The sequence below is a fragment of the Paucibacter sp. KBW04 genome (assembly GCF_003852425.1).
In the GTDB taxonomy this organism is placed as follows: domain Bacteria; phylum Pseudomonadota; class Gammaproteobacteria; order Burkholderiales; family Burkholderiaceae_C; genus Paucibacter_A.
The window spans coordinates 110188-127327 of record NZ_QAJN01000017.1; the positions used below are offsets into that span (position 1 = coordinate 110188).

Annotated in this window: 15 protein-coding genes and 2 tRNA genes; 4 read left to right on the top strand and 13 right to left on the bottom strand. The window is 61.6% G+C overall.

What is annotated here, in order from left to right:
- Positions 1–7 precede the first annotated feature (7 nt).
- From rpoS to surE, 4 genes are all read right to left on the bottom strand, one after another.
- Entirely contained in the window at positions 8–1048 is a 1041-nt protein-coding gene (rpoS, locus tag DBR47_RS21080) for an RNA polymerase sigma factor RpoS (protein WP_124453798.1), read from the bottom strand.
- A gap of 29 nt (positions 1049–1077) precedes the next feature.
- Positions 1078–1989, bottom strand: coding sequence for a peptidoglycan DD-metalloendopeptidase family protein (locus DBR47_RS21085; RefSeq protein ID WP_124453801.1), 912 nt, complete (start codon positions 1987–1989; stop codon positions 1078–1080).
- A 123-nt stretch (positions 1990–2112) separates the two neighbouring features.
- Positions 2113–2865 (bottom strand): protein-L-isoaspartate(D-aspartate) O-methyltransferase, encoded by a 753-nt coding sequence (locus DBR47_RS21090; RefSeq protein ID WP_124453926.1) that lies wholly within the window; start codon positions 2863–2865, stop codon positions 2113–2115.
- A 200-nt stretch (positions 2866–3065) separates the two neighbouring features.
- Complete coding sequence (surE, locus tag DBR47_RS21095; RefSeq protein WP_124453803.1) at positions 3066–3815, bottom strand: 5'/3'-nucleotidase SurE; 750 nt, start codon at positions 3813–3815, stop codon at positions 3066–3068.
- A 122-nt stretch (positions 3816–3937) separates the two neighbouring features.
- Between surE and DBR47_RS21100 the strand changes: the two genes are divergently transcribed.
- Complete coding sequence (locus tag DBR47_RS21100) at positions 3938–4915, top strand: NADPH:quinone oxidoreductase family protein (RefSeq protein ID WP_124453806.1); 978 nt, start codon at positions 3938–3940, stop codon at positions 4913–4915.
- Between the two features lie 122 nt (positions 4916–5037).
- The gene (locus DBR47_RS21105; protein ID WP_124453928.1) at positions 5038–5781 is read left to right on the top strand and encodes a response regulator transcription factor; all 744 of its coding nucleotides are present in this window, start codon (positions 5038–5040) and stop codon (positions 5779–5781) included.
- A gap of 191 nt (positions 5782–5972) precedes the next feature.
- On the opposite strand, the gene DBR47_RS21110 is transcribed toward DBR47_RS21105, so the two are convergent.
- The 8 genes from DBR47_RS21110 to uvrC form a co-directional block, all read right to left on the bottom strand.
- A tRNA-His gene (locus DBR47_RS21110) sits at positions 5973–6048 on the bottom strand.
- A 146-nt stretch (positions 6049–6194) separates the two neighbouring features.
- A complete protein-coding gene (locus DBR47_RS21115) occupies positions 6195–8105 on the bottom strand; it encodes a SurA N-terminal domain-containing protein (protein WP_124453808.1) in 1911 nt (636 codons plus the stop codon).
- 135 nt (positions 8106–8240) lie between these two features.
- Positions 8241–8316 (bottom strand) — tRNA-Val (locus DBR47_RS21120).
- A 24-nt stretch (positions 8317–8340) separates the two neighbouring features.
- Positions 8341–8613, bottom strand: a complete 273-nt coding sequence (locus DBR47_RS21125) for an HU family DNA-binding protein (RefSeq protein ID WP_124453810.1) — start codon at positions 8611–8613, stop codon at positions 8341–8343.
- A 253-nt stretch (positions 8614–8866) separates the two neighbouring features.
- On the bottom strand, positions 8867–9814 hold the full coding sequence (locus DBR47_RS21130; RefSeq protein WP_231512432.1) for a DMT family transporter: 948 nt from the start codon (positions 9812–9814) through the stop codon (positions 8867–8869).
- Positions 9815–9857: 43 nt separating this feature from the next.
- On the bottom strand, positions 9858–10424 hold the full coding sequence (gene pgsA / locus DBR47_RS21135) for a CDP-diacylglycerol--glycerol-3-phosphate 3-phosphatidyltransferase (protein ID WP_124453812.1): 567 nt from the start codon (positions 10422–10424) through the stop codon (positions 9858–9860).
- A 97-nt stretch (positions 10425–10521) separates the two neighbouring features.
- The gene (locus DBR47_RS21140) at positions 10522–10869 is read right to left on the bottom strand and encodes a hypothetical protein (protein ID WP_197047208.1); all 348 of its coding nucleotides are present in this window, start codon (positions 10867–10869) and stop codon (positions 10522–10524) included.
- Positions 10870–11185: 316 nt separating this feature from the next.
- Positions 11186–13087 (bottom strand): excinuclease ABC subunit UvrC, encoded by a 1902-nt coding sequence (uvrC, locus tag DBR47_RS21145; protein WP_124453933.1) that lies wholly within the window; start codon positions 13085–13087, stop codon positions 11186–11188.
- 174 nt (positions 13088–13261) lie between these two features.
- Here uvrC and earP point away from each other — a divergent pair, with 174 nt between their 5' ends.
- Together earP and efp are read left to right on the top strand one after the other, a co-directional pair.
- The gene (gene earP / locus DBR47_RS21150) at positions 13262–14377 is read left to right on the top strand and encodes an elongation factor P maturation arginine rhamnosyltransferase EarP (protein ID WP_124453814.1); all 1116 of its coding nucleotides are present in this window, start codon (positions 13262–13264) and stop codon (positions 14375–14377) included.
- A gap of 273 nt (positions 14378–14650) precedes the next feature.
- Complete coding sequence (gene efp, locus DBR47_RS21155; protein ID WP_124453817.1) at positions 14651–15205, top strand: elongation factor P; 555 nt, start codon at positions 14651–14653, stop codon at positions 15203–15205.
- 80 nt (positions 15206–15285) lie between these two features.
- Here efp and ilvB read toward each other — a convergent pair whose 3' ends face one another.
- A complete protein-coding gene (ilvB, locus tag DBR47_RS21160; RefSeq protein WP_124453819.1) occupies positions 15286–17064 on the bottom strand; it encodes a biosynthetic-type acetolactate synthase large subunit in 1779 nt (592 codons plus the stop codon).
- Between the last annotated feature and the right edge of the window lie 76 nt (positions 17065–17140).

Below are 17140 nucleotides of genomic sequence, written 5' to 3' on the forward strand. Positions count from 1 at the left end.
CGGCTTGCTAAAAAATCGAGTCCCGATCGACGCCGTGGCGCATCATATTGCGCTTGAGTTTGGCCAAAGCCTCGATCTGGATCTGCCGTATACGCTCCCGCGTCAGATTCAGGCGCTGCGCCAAAATATCCAAGGTTTCGGGCTCACGATCGGCCAAGCCAAAGCGCCCTGCCAGCACCTCGCGCTCGCGCTCGTTCAAGGCTGCCAAACCATGGGAGATCAAGGTCTCAAGCTCATGACTCAAACGCAGGCCCATGGGATCAACGGCCTGCTCATCGGCGACCAAGTCCAACATGGACTCGCCCCCTTCGCCATTGCGATCCACCGGCGAATCGAGTGAGCTGGGCAACTCGGCATAGGCCAGCAATTCAGCCACCTCAGCGACCGGACGACCCAGCGCCGCAGCGACCTCTTCGACCCTCACCTTGGCCTCAACCCCGCGCTGGCTCTGCACCGCCTCCAGCGCTCGCCGCGCCTTGATGACCTGATTGAGCTCACGCACGATGTGCACAGGCAAGCGAACCAAGCGCGCCTGGTGCATCAAGGCGTTCTCAATGCTCTGGCGAATCCACCAACTGGAATAGGTCGAGAAACGGAAACCGCGCTCGGGCTCAAACTTACCGATGGCGTGCATCAGGCCAAGATTGCCCTCTTCGATGAGATCACTCATCGGCAGTCCACGGCCCAGATAGTTTTTGGCGATGCTCACCACCAGACGAAGATTGTGGCGAATCATGGCTTGGCGGGCCGGAAAGTCGCCCGCACGCGCGGCAACCGCGGTTTCGTACTCGGCCTGCGGGCTCAGCAGCGGGGTGCGCCGGATATCGCGCAAATAGGCTTGCAAGGCATTGCCGGGGTCGGCATCGCCTTCGGCAAGGCTTTCGATGGAGCCGGAGGCAACGGCGACCGGTACAAAGGGGGGCTCGCCCCTATTGCCGGCCTCACCCTCCTCCGCCGCCGACTCGTCCAGCAAATCTTGCAGTGCGAGGCGAGCAGCGACAGGATTCAGCCCCGGCGCTTCAGGGTGGGAGCCTTCAGCATGCTTCATGTTGAAGGTCCCCGAAGCAGCTCAGTCTTTCAACGAGCCGGAAGGAGCTTGGCGGGATCCATGAGCTTGGTCTGCCGACGAATCTCGAAGTGAAGCTTGACTTGATCTGCATCGCTAGACCCCATCTCCGCTATCTTCTGACCCTTGCGAACCACCTGGTCTTCTTTGACCAGCAGGGCCTGGTTGTGCGCGTACGCGCTGATATAGCCTGCGTTGTGCTTGATGATGACCATATGGCCGTATCCGCGCAAGCCAGATCCAGCATACATGACCCGGCCGTCCGCCGCGGCCAAGACCGGGTCGCCAGCCTTGCCACTGAAGTCCAGGCCCTTGTTGTTGCGCGCCTCGTCAAAGCTGCCAATCAAGGGGCCATTGGTCGGCCAAGCCCAGCTGATGTCATCGTCATCGGAACGCGCGGCTGCCGCTGCCGCACTTGCGGCGGCCGCGCCACCAGCGGCCGAGGCCGCCGAGCTGCCACCCGCGGGCGCCGAGGCTGCCGGCGCCTTGCCATCCAGCGGGCGGGATTCGACCTTGGCCGAATTGATCGGGCGCGCGCTAACCGAAGCCGCATCCACACCGGGCGGCACCACGCGCAAGACCTGACCCACTTCGATCACATTCGGGTTATCCAAACCGTTCCACTTGACCAGATCACGCCAGCCCTGGCCGTTCTCCAGCGCCACGCGGATCAAGGTATCCCCTGGTTTGACGGTGTAATAGCCCGGCTTGCCGGCATTCTCTGCACCCGGCAAAGGCTTGGCATCGGCATTGCTTGAGCTGGCCGAGCCGCCTGAGGGCGAGGCACCCGCGGGCTTGCTGGGTTTGACCGCCGTGCGGTCCTCAACCGGCGCATGATTCAAGCTGGTACCGCAACCCGACAACAGGGCGACCAGTCCAGCGACAACAAGTGCTGAGGAAAGGCGATTGGGTTTCTTTTGCATGCGTAGCTTTTGCTGACTTGTACGGAAATTCACGAGCGCCCGAGCTTGCCACCAAGGGCTCGCCCAAAGAGCAGCGCACTTCGCGCTGCCGGCCAGATGAGAAAGCCGCGAGGCTTCTTCAATCTATAACACGCCTGATTTTAGAGGCACGAAATGCACAGCCTCATACTCGCTGCGAACATAGCGGCTGATGCCGGCCTCGACCAGATGATCCACCAGCACCAGGATTTGCCCGCGCCCACCCGGCGCCACCATGGGCGCCACCAAGCGACCACCGGGCGCCAGCTGAGCCAGCCAAGCGGCCGGCAAATCCTCGCCACCCGCAGCGGCGATGATGGACTCATAGGGAGCCGACCCACCATGCCCCAGACGACCATCACCGTAAATCAAACGTATCTGACTCAGTTGCAAGGACTGTAAATTGCTCAGCGCCTTGTCATGCAAAGGCTTGAGTCGCTCAATTGAAACCACTTGTTTCGCCAGGCGCGCCAGCACAGCCGCCTGATAACCACAACCCGTGCCAATTTCCAGCACCTTGCCCAGATGCCCTTGCTGTTGCGCGGCCGCCCCCCCCATCAGCATGGCGATCATGCGCCCCACCACCGATGGCTTTGAAATGGTCTGCCCATGGCCAATCGGCAAGCTGGTGTCCTCGTAGGCCTGAATCGCCAGAGCGCTGTCGACAAACTCATGCCGGGGCACTTCGGCCAAAGCCTGTAGAACTCGCTCGTCCTGCAAACCCGCTTGCTTGAGCCGCTGCACCATGCGGTGGCGCACATGAATCGAGTCCAAGCCCAAACCGCTGGGCGCCGTGCGACGCGCCGCATCCGCGGCCGCCTCGCGCAGATGACGTTGCGGCATCAAGACTTCACGCATCGCCGCGGTCGACTTGCCCGCCGACAAAACACCGGAACTGTTCGTGCCCGCGGCACTGAAACCGGCCGCAGCGCCCTGAGCGCTTGAGCCCGAGCCTGCAGCAGCCGAAGCGTTAAAACCATTGCCCACACTGGCCGAACCCAGCTTGTTGAGTGACAGTGGAAAGCGCTGCGGTCTGTTGACCGGTTTGACCGGCTTGTTCATGCGGGGCGGCCGAGGCGCTGCGACCAGGCCGGCAGCGCGGCATGATGGGTCAGGTCCACCTGCAAGGGAGTGATGGAGATCTCGCCCGCGGCCGTGGCATGGAAGTCGGTGCCCTCGCCCGCCTCCCGCGCATCGCCCGCAGGGCCAATCCAGTAAATCGTTTCACCGCGCGGGCTTTGCTGGCAGATGACCGGCTCACTGGCATGACGCCGGCCCAAGCGGGTCACGCGGCGCGGCAAGCTCAGGGCATCGGCACGATTCGGGATATTGACGTTCAGCAAGAAAGGCTTGTCCAGCCCGCCAGCGATCACCTGTTCGATCAACTGCCTGGCCACCGCCGCCGCCGCGTCGAGTTCAGCCCAGCCCTTCTCGACCTGCGAGAAAGCGATAGAGGGGATGCCGAAAAGATAACCCTCAGTCGCAGCGGCTACTGTGCCGGAGTACAAGGTGTCGTCGCCCATATTGGCGCCGTTATTGATGCCGGACAACACCAAATCAGGCTTGTAGCCCAGCAAGCCTGTCAAAGCCACGTGGACCGAATCCGAAGGTGTGCCATTGACGTAACGAAACCCGTTGGCCGCGGTGTACACCGACAAGGGTCGCCCCAAAGTCAAGGAATTTGAGGTGCCACTGGCGTTTTGCTCGGGGGCGATTACCTCGATCTGCCCCAAACCTTCACAAGCCTTCACCAGGGCATGCAGCCCAGGCGCCAGGTAGCCGTCGTCGTTCGCTATGAGTATGCGCATGGCGCGCATTGTAGGCATCTCGTCACCTGTGCGACCCGCAATCCAGCGCGCGCTTCATATCATCCGCGCCACGCCTCCTGAAAACTTCGGGAGACTTCTTACCGACGAATTGGAGCGACGCAATGAAAGCTTGGTTGTGCGAGAACCCTGTTGGCCCGCAGGCCTTGGTCCTGCAAGAGCTGCCCACACCCGAGCCCCAAGCCGGCCAGATCCGTGTGGCCATCAAAGCGGCCAGCCTCAACTTCCCTGACCTGTTGATCATCCAGAACAAATACCAAATGAAGCCGCCCCTGCCATTTGTGCCGGGCACCGAGTTCGCGGGCGTCGTCGAGGCCGTTGGCGAAGGCGTGAAGGGTTTCAAGATCGGCGACCCGGTCGCCGCCTTCTCAGGCACCGGTGGTTTTGCCAGTCATGCCTGCATCTCTGCGGCCCTGGCCATGCCGCTGCCGCAAGACTTTGGCTTCGAGGACGCCGCCGCCTTCATCTGCACCTATGCCACCAGCTATCACGCACTGATGGATCGCGCCGCGCTGCAAGCGGGTGAGACCGTGCTGATTCTGGGCGCAGCCGGCGGCGTGGGCACGGCCGCCATCCAGATCGCCAAGGCCGCTAGCGCCCGCGTCATTGCCGCCACCTCCAGTGATGAGAAGTGCGCTCGCTGCCTGGCGCTGGGCGCCGACGCCACGATCAACTATGGCAAAACCAATCTGCGCGAGGAACTCAAAACCCTGACCGAGGGCCGCGGCCCAGACGTGATTTACGACCCGGTGGGTGGCGATCTGGTGGAGCCCGCCTTCCGCTCCATCGCCTGGCGCGGCCGCTACCTGGTCATAGGTTTTGCCCAGGGGCAAATTCCGTCTCTGCCCATCAATCTGGCCTTGCTCAAAGGTGCTTCCCTGGTGGGCGTCTTCTGGGGTGAGTTTGCCAAGCGCGAGCCCAAGGCCAATGCCGAAATGCTAGGGCGATTGGCGCACTGGTATGCAGCCGGAAAAATCAAACCCGTGCTGGATGCCGTGATGCCGCTGGATCAACTACCGCAGGCGTTTGCCCGGATGGCAAGCCGTCAAGTAGTCGGCAAGATTGTTTTGCGCTGCGACTGATGGCATTCGCTCTGGCGAGGTCTCAGGGCAACACCTGAGGGCGGCAGCGGACTTGCGCGTAAGCACTGTGCGCTATCCGTGCAGTTGTGAGATACGATGAAAGCTGTCCGGAACTATTCGCTATGGCCGTCAAAGTACTCATCATTGAAGACAATCCGGTTGCCCGAAGCTTTTTGTGCCGTGTGGTGCGAGAGAGTTTCAGCGATCCCATGGAAATCACCGAAGCTGGTGATCTCGAAGGCGCACGCCGCCAAGTCGCCAAACTGGCTGAAACCAGTCCTGACGTCGGTTTCAAACTGGTACTCGTCGACCTGGAGTTGCCTGACGGCAATGGCATGGAGTTTCTGGCGGAGTTTGCCGCCACCCCAGCGCTGAAAATCGTCACCAAGCTTTATTCGGACGACGACCACCTCTTTCCCGCCCTGCAATGCGGCGCCGACGGCTATTTGCTGAAGGAAGATCGTTTCGAGGTCTTGGTGGAGGAGTTGCAGCGTATCGTGCGCGGCCAGCCGCCTTTGTCGCCGGCAATCGCGCGCCGCCTGCTGTCCCACTTCCGCCCTTCGCCCGGCGCCGATAGCGGCCCCATGGCCCTGAATTCGGGCTTTGGCAGCCTGTCTTCCAGCACACCATTCAATAGTGGCCGCGGCGTAGTGCTGGATCCACCACCCGAATGGGAGCGCCTGACGCCCCGAGAGAGCGAAGTGCTGACTTATCTCAGCAAGGGCTTCACGATCAAGGAAATCGCCAATCTGATGGGCATCAAGTGGTTCACTGTGAACGACCACATCAAGTCCATCTACAAAAAGCTCAATGTCTCCAGCCGTGCAGAAGCAGCCGTGTTGGCCAGCAAACAAGGGCTTGTTTAGAGCCTCAGACCTGCACACAAAGAAAAGGCCCGATCGATTCGGGCCTTTTTTGTGCGCAACTCAAAGCGAGCTTTAGTGGTACGGGAATTCAAACTCAAGCTACCCCGAGACGGCAGGCACCGATGGCTAGCCCTGGGAGTATCTGAAGCACAAAGCAAAACAGGCACCCGAAGGTGCCTGTTTCATTTTTTTGGGGTGGCTGATGGGGCTCGAACCCACGACAAACGGAATCACAATCCGTGACTCTACCAACTGAGCTACAGCCACCGTAGAGACTCTCATTATAGTACGTTTTCAACGTTCTGGAGAGTTTTTCAAAAAAACTTTTTTAGAGTTTCTTTGATCGAGGAAACTTTGATTTAGCGCTAGGCGTTAAATGTCGTTCCCTCGAAGCCCGCTAGTATAACACTAAATTAGGGCGCAGGGGAAGAGGCTGCAACAGAAGGCGCTTTCATCACGACCTTGAAGCGTGTCTTCAGCGCATTCGCATAGGCCTGTGCTTCGGCCGCAGTCCAGGCTTGAGCATATTGCTGAGCAGCACGCTTGGCATCGACCACAGCCGGATCGCGATCCAGCAGCTTGACCAGGCGGGCAACAATATAGGCGCCCTCAGCTGTATCCACGCCGATGAAACCGGGCAGCTTGCTTGCATCCGCTGCCAGCACAGCCTCCAAGACCTTGCGTGACAAACCTTGCGGTTGGGCGCGCGACACCACCAGCGGTGCTGACAGGCCAGCCACATCAGCGCCCTTTTGCAGCGCAGCCAAACGCGCCTGACCCGCCTTCACCGCCTCGTCCATGGCCAGCTTAGACAGGACTTGGGCTCGAACCTGAGTCTTCACTTCGGCCAAGGGCTGCATCTGAGCCGGCTTGTGCAGGATCACATGGGCCGCCGTCATCTGATTGGGCGCGGTTTCCAGCGCCTCGGTATTGCGCTTATTGCGCAAGGCGTCATTGCTGAAAACAGCCTCCAGCAGCTTGGCCGAAGCCAAGGGGCCGGTGGCGCCAGGCGCAGGCGTGCGCTGCACGGTTGCTGTGGCGATGCTCAGCTTGAGCTTGTCGGCAGCAGGCTGCAGCCCATCGGCTTGCTCGTAAACCAGATTGCTGAATTGCTCGGCCGCTTCCGAGTAGCGCTTTTGCGCCAGCTGCTTGCGCACCTCGGCCTCGACTTCCGCATGCACGGCCTCGAAGCTCTTCTTCTCACCACCGCGAACACCAGTCAGCTGAATGACGTGGTAGCCGAAGTCAGACTCCACCGGCAAGCTGACCTCGCCCTTTTTCATCGCGTAAGCCGCGTCTTCAAAGGGCTTGACCATGGCGCCGCGGCCGAAGAAATCGAGGTCGCCACCGTTGACGGCCGAACCTTCGTCTTGCGAGTTCTTGCGTGCGAGCTCGGCAAAGGCCGCAGGATTCTTGCGGGCCTCGGCCGACAGCTCTTCGGCACGCGCCTTGGCCTTGCTGCGCTCTTCGGCAGAAGCGCTCTTGTCGGCCTTGATCAAGATGTGGCTGGCGCGGCGCTCTTCGGCCACCGAGTAGCGCGAAGCGTTCTCGTCGTAATACTTGCGCAGTTCTTCCTCATTGACGGTGACACCCGCCTTCAGCGCCTCAATATCCAGCACCAGATACTGGATCTGGGCCGATTCCGGCAACTGGAACTGCGAGGAATGGGCCGGGTCTTTGTAATAGGCCTCGATCTGTGCCTCGGTCGGCTCAATGCGCGAGGCAAAGTCCTTGGCTTCAAAGCGCTGCAACTGAACTTCGCGCTGCTGCAGCAAAGCGTCGAAAGCCACCGCTGCATTGGCATTGCTGGCAGGCACCGTACCGGCCACGCCGGCCGTCACCTGACGCAGGGTCAGGTCTTGCCTCAGACGCTCAACAAACATCTGTGAGCTCATGCCCTGCGAAGCAATCAAGGCCTTGTTGACCGTCCCATCCGGATTGCGCAGGAAGGCAAACTGAGGATCGTTCAGGAACAAGGCCTGCAGGCGCTCATCGCTGACGATGAAATGCTGGTCCTTGGCCGCGGCTTGCAGCACGCGCTCGCGCACCAGGCCTTCCAGGGCTTCGCGCTGGGCCTCGGGCGAGTCCAACAGCTTGGGATCCAGGTTCGGCATCTGCGCGCGCAGGCGCTCGGCCTGCTGGCGCTTGGCGTTATCCCATTCGGTTTGCGTGATCTTGTGGCCATCGACCGTCGCCACGCTTGCATTGGCGCCGTCCATAAAGCTTGTATAGCCCTGCATGCCCACCAAGGCAAACGAAGGCAGGATCAGGATCAGCAGGATGAACTGAAACAGGCGTGTGTGTTTACGGACGAACTCAAACATCGAAAAACCTCAGACATGCATGCGAATGCGACAAAGGCGAACCGAGGTCCGCCTTTGAATGAGCTGGCATTGTGGTTGATGCCATGCACCAATCGAATTCAATCGAACTTGGTACCGTACTTCCATGGAAATATTTGGTGGGTGCTGACGGGCTCGAACCGCCGACCTGCGCCGTGTAAAGGCGACGCTCTACCAACTGAGCTAAGCACCCGGGAAACCCGTAACTATACGGGATTTAATTGACTGCATCCTTCAATGCCTTGCCGGGACGGAATTTTGGCACCTTGGCGGACTTGATTTTGATGGTATCGCCGGTGCGTGGATTGCGCCCCGCACGCGCGGCACGCTTGGTGACGCTGAAGGTGCCAAAGCCCACCAAAGACACCGTGCCATTCTTCTTGAGCGTGGTCTTGACGCCGCCGATCAGCGCTTCCAGGGCACGTGCCGCCGCCGCCTTGGAGATATCTGCTTGCGTGGCAATGTGATCGATCAGTTCAGACTTATTCACGAAGTTACCTCTCAAAGATGGCTGACCATGCCGTCCGCAAGTGAGGCGGAGGGCAAGAAGCGCGCTGAATTGGAAGCCGACCGAGGCCCAAACTTGCCGTGCGACAAGTCTGCAAGTCGCCTATCGACGGCTCGGGGAAGCGGATTCTATGCGGATTGGCGAGACCTGCCTTGCAGGGAAAAGTCCTGATACACAAAGCATGGGCAGCACCATTTCCCACGCCTGGCCGGCCCGCATTTGAGGCCTATTCGGCTCAGGCGCGACGCACCACGAGCAATACGCCTATCGCACTCACCAACATGCCCAGCCACATCGCCAAGCCGATCGGATCCCCGAACAGCAACCAAGCCAGCAAGGCTGCACAGGGCGGTACCAGATACATCAAGCTACTGACTCGCGTGGCCGCCCCCTTGCGCAAGAGCAGGTAGAGCAAGGAACTACCGCCCAGGGTGAGGCCGAGCACCGACCAGGCCAAGGCGATCCAAAAATCACGGTGCCAGACCACGGGCTCGGACTCGAACAAGGCCAGCGGCGCGGCGATCACGAAGGCGGCCAACAACTGCACAAACATTGCCGTGCGGGCATCACCGGGCTGGATGAAACGCTTTTGATACAGGCCACCAAAGCTGATGGCCAGCAAGGCCCCCAAGCCCAGGGTCAGATTGAAAGGCGTCATCTCGCCCTGCCCCAGTTTGGCACTCACCACCAACACCAGTCCGCACAGGCCCAGCACCAGACCTAGCCATTGACCGAGGCGCAGACTTGCCTGCGCCGCATCACCAAAGCGATGCAGCCACAAGGCCGTCAGCAAAGGTTGCAGGCCGACGATCAAGGCCATGGTGCCCGCACCCAAGCCTTGCTTGACGGCGGCCCAGCCGCAAATCAGATAGATCGCATGGGTGCTGGCACCCAGCACGATCAGATGCAACCATTGATCCCGGCCCTGTGGCCAGCTGGCAGCTGAGACAAAGACCCAAAGCCCAAAACACAGGGCCGACAAGCCAAAGCGTATGGCCAAAAAAGTAATGGGCGGGGCATAGGGCATGCCCAGGCGCGCCGCCACAAACCCGGTGCACCAAATGGCCACAAAAACAGCCGGCATCAGCGCCAGCAAAGCGGGGTTGACGGGTGCGGCCGCGACGACTGCGGGGCTTTCTGCCAGCCCCGCGGGCTTGGGTTTCAGCGCCGCATCATCAGTCATTCGCTATGAGCTGAGAGCTTAGGCGCCACGAACCCTGGGTCGATCAACGCGCCTTGGCGCGAATCTCGGGCAGAGCCTTCTGCAGGTAATAGACCATGGACCAGATGGTCAGCACCACGGCCAAATAGATCAGCCATGTTCCCCAGACGCGGGTCGAGATCAAGCCGAATAGCGGACCATCAAACAGCAGAAAAGGAATGGCCACCATCTGCACCGTGGTCTTGAGCTTGCCGACCATGTGCACGGCCACGCTGCGCGAGGCGCCAATCTGCGCCATCCACTCACGCAAGGCCGAGATGGTGATCTCCCGGCCGATGATCACCAGGGCCACGAGGGCATCAACACGGCCAAGCTCCAGCAATATCAACAAGGCTGCGCAGACCAGAATTTTGTCGGCCACCGGGTCGAGAAAAGCGCCAAATGCCGAGGTTTGATTGAGCTTGCGCGCCAGGTAGCCGTCCAACCAATCCGTCAAAGCCACCAGCACAAACAAAGCGGTCGCGAACAGGTTTTTGCTGTCGGTGGGCAGGTCGAGGTAGTACACCCCAATGATCAAAGGGATGGCGACGATGCGCGCCCAGGTGAAGAGTGTTGGCAGCGTGAAGAACATGTGGGGCATTGTGCACAACAAACGGGCGCAGGCCCGGCCGGGCGGGCGCTGTTTGTCGCTTTATTGTTGCAGGGGCAAGCTCGCGGGCGCGATCCCCTCAGTCCAGGGTCCGAGGCTTGAAGCGACGCTCGTCATTGAACAAAAAGGTCTCGGTAAATTTCCAAGGCTGAGGCATGCGTGAGACATCGCCGAATGGCGCTGCACGATGGACCGCGTCGATGGCCATCTGCAGCGTCTCCAAGGCTTGGCCGGGGCGGCGCAGCACATGGACGTTTTTAACCGTGCCATCGCGCCGCAGTTCCACCTCCAAAACGGGGATGGCCAGCAAGATGTCCGGCACCTGACCCAAATAGATTTGATCGGGGTTGGCCGCCACCAAGCGCTGAGCCGCCTGCTTGCGCAACTCATCACCATTGCGCACCGGCTTGGGCGGATCCAGCTTCACCAAAGGTCGGGCATTGCCTGCGGGCGCGCTTGGCGTTTTGCTGCCTGCCCCAGCGTCGCCTTTGGCGGGCGCAGTCCCAGCTTGAGTAGACGCGCCTGACGGCCCTGCGCTGCTATTGCCTGGTGCGGAGGCCGCGGGGGTATTGCCGCCTGGCAGCAAGGAGCAGCCCGACATCAAACCCGCCAATCCCAAGGCCAGGCTCAGGCACGCCAGTTGACGTGGCCAGTTCGGGCCTTGAGGCTGCCCCTTGCCGGCCCGGTCTTGTTCAGACCTCGAATTCAGTTCAAAACAAGACACGATGCTTCCCTCGTTCCATTCAATGCAGCACACGATAAATTTCTTCGGCAAGTTCCTTTGAGATGCCTTTGACGCTGGCAATCTCCTCCACACTCGCCTGAGCCACCCCTCGCACACCGCCAAAGCGCTGCAGCAGTTGGGCCCGCTTCTTCGGGCCTATGCCGTCCACATCCTCCAGGCGCGAGCCACCCGTGCGCACAGCCGCCCGCTTGGCTCGCATGCCGGTGATGGCGAAGCGATGCGCCTCGTCGCGGATCTGCGCCACCAGCATCAAGGCGGCCGAGTCACGACCCAGGCCTATCTTGGGGCGGCCATCGGCAAACACCAGCTCTTCCAAGCCAACCTTGCGACCCTCGCCCTTCTCCACGCCCACGATCAGGCTCAGGTCCAGGCCTAGCTCCTCGAACACCTCGCGCGCCATCGAGACCTGACCCCGCCCGCCGTCCACCAAGACCAGATCGGGCAAGCGCCCGGTACCGAGCTGCGCGGCCTCGGCCAGCTTGCTGTAGCGTCGGGTCAAGACCTGGCGCATGGCGGCATAGTCGTCGCCGCCGGTAATGCCTTCGATGTTGTAGCGGCGGTACTCGCTGCTCTGCATCTGATGCGCCTCGAACACCACGCAGGAGGCCATGGTGGCCTCGCCCGCCGTGTGGCTGATGTCAAAGCACTCGATGCGGAAGCTGTTGATGTCCTCCACCGTCAGGTCCAGGGCATCGAGCAAGGCGCGGGTACGAGCCTGCTGCGAGCCCTCTTCCGAGAGCAGGCGCGCCAGGGCCAGTTCGGCGCCCTTGACGCACATCTCCTGCCAGATGCGGCGCTGGCCGCGCGGTTGCGCCTGAGTTGTGACCTTGTAGCCCGCCTGCTCGCTCAGCGCCTCGGCCAGGGATTCATCCACCGCCTCGCTCAACACGATCAGCGAAGGCACATGGGCATCCAAATAATGCTGGGCCATGAAGGCCTCCAGCACCTGGCGCTCGGGCGAGTAGTCGTCCGGCTGATCCTCCTCGGCCAAACGGGTGGCCGTGGCCTCTTCCACGTGTTTGGGGAAGTAGGCACGGTCGCCCAGATGGCGGCCACCCCGTACCATGGCCAGGTTGACGCAGGCGCGCCCGCCTTGCACCTTGGCGGCCAGGATGTCGACATCGCGGTCCCGCCCGGTGGCGCTGTTCTCATCCACCGACTGCTGTTGCAGCACCCGGGCCAAGGCCTGGATCTGATTGCGCACTTCGGCCGCCAACTCAAACTGCAGGGCGTCGGAGTAAGCCATCATCTGCGCTTGCAGGCCGTCCATCACCTCCTGGGTCTCGCCCAGCAAAAAGCGCTCGGCATTGCTGACATTGCGCGCGTAATCCGCCCCCTGCCCTTCGGGCACGCAGGGGCCGGAGCAACGGCGAATCTGGTAAAGCAAGCAGGGTCGGCTGCGGTTATTGAAGACCGTGTCTTCGCAGGTGCGCAGTTTGAAGACCTTTTGAATCAGCTGGATGGACTCCTTCACCGCCCAGGCGCTGGGGAAAGGCCCGAAATAGCGATGCCGCCTGTCCACCGCGCCGCGGTAATAGCTGATGCGCGGGTAGGCGTGGCCGCTGAGCTTGAGATAGGGGTAGCTCTTATCGTCCCTGAACAAGATATTGAACTTGGGGTTCAAGGCCTTGATCAGATTGTTTTCCAGCAGCAAGGCCTCCGCCTCGGTGCGCACCACCGTCGTGTCCAGGCGGGCGATGCGTGCCACCATCATGCCGATGCGGGTGCCACCATGGTCGCGCTGGAAGTAGCTGGAGACGCGCTTCTTCAGATGCTTGGCCTTGCCTACATACAAGACCTGATCCTGGGCGTCGAAATAGCGGTACACCCCCGGCAGCGCTGGCAGGGCGGCCACCTGGGCCAGAATTTTTTCGCGGCCCGCCGAGGCGGCGGCTTCCATCTCAGCGACCCGCGCGGCTTCGGCGGCCTCCAGCAACTGGCGCTCTTGAGCCCACTCGGCTTGTTTGCGAGCACCCAAGGCCGCCGCCTCGTCTTTCGGGTCCGCGGTATCGGGTATCGATGGCTTCTCTGACTCTTGCATAGGCCGGATTGTGCCGCCCTCGATAATCGCCCCATGGGAAAGCAATGGGATTTGTTCTGCCGGGTGATCGATAACTTTGGCGATATCGGGGTGAGCTGGCGCTTGGCGCGCGATCTCGCGACGCGGGGTGAGCAGGTGCGGCTCTGGCTGGACGATGCCTCGGCCCTGGCCTGGATGGCGCCCAGCGGCATCCCGCCAGGCATTGAGATCAAGCCCTGGCATCAAGCCACCCAAGCCCCGCTGATGCTGGCCCGAGCTTGCGATGTCCTCGTCGAGACCTTTGGCTGTGATCTCCCCGAAGCCTTTCTCAGCCAGATGGCCGCGCAGGCCGCAGGGGGGCATGCGCCGCAGTGGATCAATCTGGAATACCTCAGCGCCGAGCCCTATGTGGAACGCAGCCACGGCCTCAGTTCACCCCAGTTCAGCGGGCCGGCAGCAGGTTTGAACAAGGTCTTCTTCTACCCCGGCTTCACCCAGCGCACCGGCGGCCTCTTGCGCGAGCCCGGCTTGCTGCAAGCACAGGCGGCGTTTGACCCGCAGGCCTGGTTGGCCGCTCAAGGCGTGGCGGACCAGGCAACAAGCGGCGAGCGTCTCGTCAGCCTATTCGCCTACCCGAATGCGCCACTGCCCCAGTTGATCGCGGCCTTGGCCGATAGACCCACCTTGCTGCTGGTTTGTGCCGGCCAGGTGCAGGCCGATCTGCAGAGCTTGAGCCTGCCAGCCACGCTGAGGCTGCATGCCCTGCCCTATCTCAGCCAGGATGATTTCGACCGCCTGCTCTGGGCCTGCGACCTCAATTTCGTACGCGGCGAGGATTCTTTCGTGCGGGCGCAATGGGCGGGCAAACCCTTTGTCTGGCAAATCTACTCACAGGACGACGGCGCCCACGGCCCCAAATTGGAGGCCTTTATGGATCTGTGGCTGGCGCAAGCGCCTGCCGAGTTGGCTGCGCAGTGGCGGGCGGCCTGGCGGCGCTGGAATGGCCTGGCGCCTTATTCAAGCGCCGAACTTCTGACGCTGCCGCCAACGGACACCGGCAGCTCCGCCCTCGCCCATGCTCGCCAGTGGCGTGAAAATTTAGCCTCGCAGCCCGACTTACTCAGCCAACTCAGCGCGCATTTGCTAAAGCATTCGCACAAATCAAGTTAAAATCTCGGGCTTTGCCGCGCCACGGGGAGTTTTTTGGCGCGCATTGTCGATGCAGCCGGTGGAAATCTGAGCTCAAGTTCTCAGCCAAAAACCAGCACAAAGACAGTAGGCAATGAATCCAATGCTGTATTGGCCAGGGGCATGAACCCAAGGCTGGGGCGATGAATCCTGCTGGATTCATTCACGAATTTGCACGAGCAAAAAAGTCGCCAGCTTGTTCCGTCCACCCAAGGCCACCCCGAAATACCTGTCCCTCCCAATATCGGAACACTCATGAAGATCGCTCAAGAAATCCGCGCCGGCAACGTGATCATGCACGGCAAGGACCCCATGGTCGTGCTGAAGACTGAATACAGCCGTGGTGGCCGCAATGCCGCCACCGTGCGCATGAAGCTCAAGAGCCTGCTGAACAACTCCGGCACCGAAGTTGTGTTCAAGGCCGACGACAAGATGGACCAAATCATCTTGGAGAAGAAGGACTGCACCTACACCTACTTCGCTGATCCGATGTATGTGTTCATGGACACCGAGTACAACCAGTTCGAAGTGGAAGCCGAGAACATGGGCGACGCCGTTTCCTACCTGGAAGACGGCATGGCCGTGGAAGTGGTGTTCTACGACGGCAAGGCCATCTCGGTTGAAATGCCCACCTCCGTGGTGCGTGAAGTGACCTGGACCGAACCCGCCGTCAAGGGTGACACCTCGGGCAAGGTGCTCAAGCCTGCCAAGATCGCGACCGGCTTCGAAATCCCCGTGCCCATCTTTGTGGCCCAAGGCGACAAGATCGAAATCGACACCCGCACCCACGAATACCGCAAGCGCGTCTAATCAACGCCAGCGTTTAAAAAGGCACCCTCGGGTGCCTTTTTTCATGCCTGCCTCAGTTCGGGCAGCTCAGTTCAGCCACCTCAGTTCGGGCGGTACAAACGCCCCTTGGCCAACAAGACCTCGTCATGCCCGGCGCCCGCCGGAATCATGGGGAAACAGTTTTCCTCCGCCGCAACCTGCACATCGAGGAAAAAAGGCCCCACCGAATCCAGGCACTCGGCAATGGCCGCGTCCAGCTCCTCCAATCGCTCCACCCTTCTGGCCTGCCAGCCAAAGGCGCGGGCCAGGGCCACAAAGTCAGGCAAAGCCTCGGTATAGCTGTGGCTGTAGCGCCCGCCATGGATCAGCTCCTGCCATTGCCTGACCATGCCCATGCGCCCGTTATTGCTGAGCACGAGCTTGACGGGCAAGCGGTGCTGCACGGCGGTCGACAGCTCCTGAATATTCATCAGCACCGAAGCATCGCCGCTGACGCAAACGACCAAGGCCTGCGGATGGGCGACCTGAGCGCCGATGGCGGCCGGCAGGCCGTAGCCCATGGTGCCCGCGCCGCCCGAGGTGAGCCAGCGGCGCGGCCGCTCAAACTGCAAGTGCTGGGCCGCCCACATCTGGTGCTGGCCCACATCGGTGCTGACGATGGCCTCGCGCGGGCCAAGCGCCGCCTGCAGTTGACGCATCAGGCGCTGAGGCAAGACCTGACCCTCGGGGGCACTCTCATCCACCCCTAACGAATCTTGCGCCCGCCACACGCCAATCTGCGACCACCAGGCGCTTAGATCCTGGCCTCGCCCGCCCCGCGCTTGCAGGCTCGCCTCCAGGGCCTGCAGGCTGGCCAGGCAATCGCCCACCAAGGCCACATCGGCGTGCCGGACCTTGCCGATCTGGCGAGGCTCCACATCCAGATGAATCACCCGGGCGTCGGGGCTGAAGCGATCCAGACGGCCGGTGACACGATCATCAAAACGCGCGCCCACACAGACGATCAGGTCTGCGTGGTGCATGGCCAGATTCGCCTCCAGGCTGCCGTGCATGCCCAGCATGCCGAGGTACTGCGGATCCGAGGCCGGGAAGGCGCCCAAGCCCATCAGCGTCAAGGTGCAAGGCGCATGCAGGGCGCGGGCCAGGCGGCTGAAGGCGGCGCAGGCGGCATCGCCGGAGTTGATCAAGCCACCGCCGCCATAGAACACCGGGCGGCGGGCGGTGAGCAGCAAGTCTAATGCGGCGGCAATCGAATCGCTCTGCGGAGCACGTGCTGCGAGAGGAGGATCCGACTGCAGCTGCGCAATCTCACCCTCGCCTCGCAGCGCCTGCTGCAAGTCCTTGGGGAAGTCCAACAAAACCGGGCCCGGCCGCGCCGAGCAGGCATGCTGAAAGGCCTCGCTCACCAGGGCCTCGATGTGGGCCACCGAGCGGATTTGTGCATTCCAGCGCGTCACCGGGCGAGACAGGCCCAGGGCGTCGCACTCCTGAAACGCGTCCGTGCCGATGGCGGCGGTGGCGACCTGGCCGCTGATGCACAGCACCGGGATGGAGTCGCAAAAAGCATCCAGCAGACCGGTCACGGTATTGCTCATACCCGGCCCCGAGGTCACAAAGACCACCCCCACCCGCCCCGTGCTGCGGGCATAGCCTTCGGCCGCATGAACGGCGGCCTGCTCATGGCGCACCAGCACATGGCGCAGGCGCGACTCGGCATACAGGGCGTCGTAAAGCGGGAGGACGGCACCGCCGGGGTAGCCGAACACGGTGTCCACACCGAGCGCTAGCAAGGCGGCGATCAGGCGCTGAGCGCCATTGGCATTGCACTCAATCGGCCCGGCCGCTGTGTCGGAAGATGTTTCTTGTAAAGGCTTGCTCATGCCCTCACTGTGCCCGGCATGAGGCGGTAAAGGCTGCTGAATTTTCCAGCACCAAACTAAAATTCAGAAAATCCTT

Bases quoted from the DNA above. Each gene is read 5' to 3' on its own strand.
- efp (WP_124453817.1), top strand. From the start codon at position 14,651: ATGAAGATCGCTCAAGAAATCCGCGCCGGCAACGTGATCATGCACGGC.
- DBR47_RS21085 (WP_124453801.1), bottom strand. From the start codon at position 1,989: ATGCAAAAGAAACCCAATCGCCTTTCCTCAGCACTTGTTGTCGCTGGA.
- surE (WP_124453803.1), bottom strand. From the start codon at position 3,815: ATGCGCATACTCATAGCGAACGACGACGGCTACCTGGCGCCTGGGCTG.
- uvrC (WP_124453933.1), bottom strand. From the start codon at position 13,087: ATGGAAGCCGCCGCCTCGGCGGGCCGCGAAAAAATTCTGGCCCAGGTG.
- DBR47_RS21090 (WP_124453926.1), bottom strand. From the start codon at position 2,865: ATGCGTGAAGTCTTGATGCCGCAACGTCATCTGCGCGAGGCGGCCGCG.
- DBR47_RS21130 (WP_231512432.1), bottom strand. From the start codon at position 9,814: ATGACTGATGATGCGGCGCTGAAACCCAAGCCCGCGGGGCTGGCAGAA.
- pgsA (WP_124453812.1), bottom strand. From the start codon at position 10,424: ATGTTCTTCACGCTGCCAACACTCTTCACCTGGGCGCGCATCGTCGCC.
- DBR47_RS21100 (WP_124453806.1), top strand. From the start codon at position 3,938: ATGAAAGCTTGGTTGTGCGAGAACCCTGTTGGCCCGCAGGCCTTGGTC.
- DBR47_RS21115 (WP_124453808.1), bottom strand. From the start codon at position 8,105: ATGTTTGAGTTCGTCCGTAAACACACACGCCTGTTTCAGTTCATCCTG.
- DBR47_RS21105 (WP_124453928.1), top strand. From the start codon at position 5,038: ATGGCCGTCAAAGTACTCATCATTGAAGACAATCCGGTTGCCCGAAGC.
- ilvB (WP_124453819.1), bottom strand. From the start codon at position 17,064: ATGAGCAAGCCTTTACAAGAAACATCTTCCGACACAGCGGCCGGGCCG.
- rpoS (WP_124453798.1), bottom strand. From the start codon at position 1,048: ATGAAGCATGCTGAAGGCTCCCACCCTGAAGCGCCGGGGCTGAATCCT.
- earP (WP_124453814.1), top strand. From the start codon at position 13,262: ATGGGAAAGCAATGGGATTTGTTCTGCCGGGTGATCGATAACTTTGGC.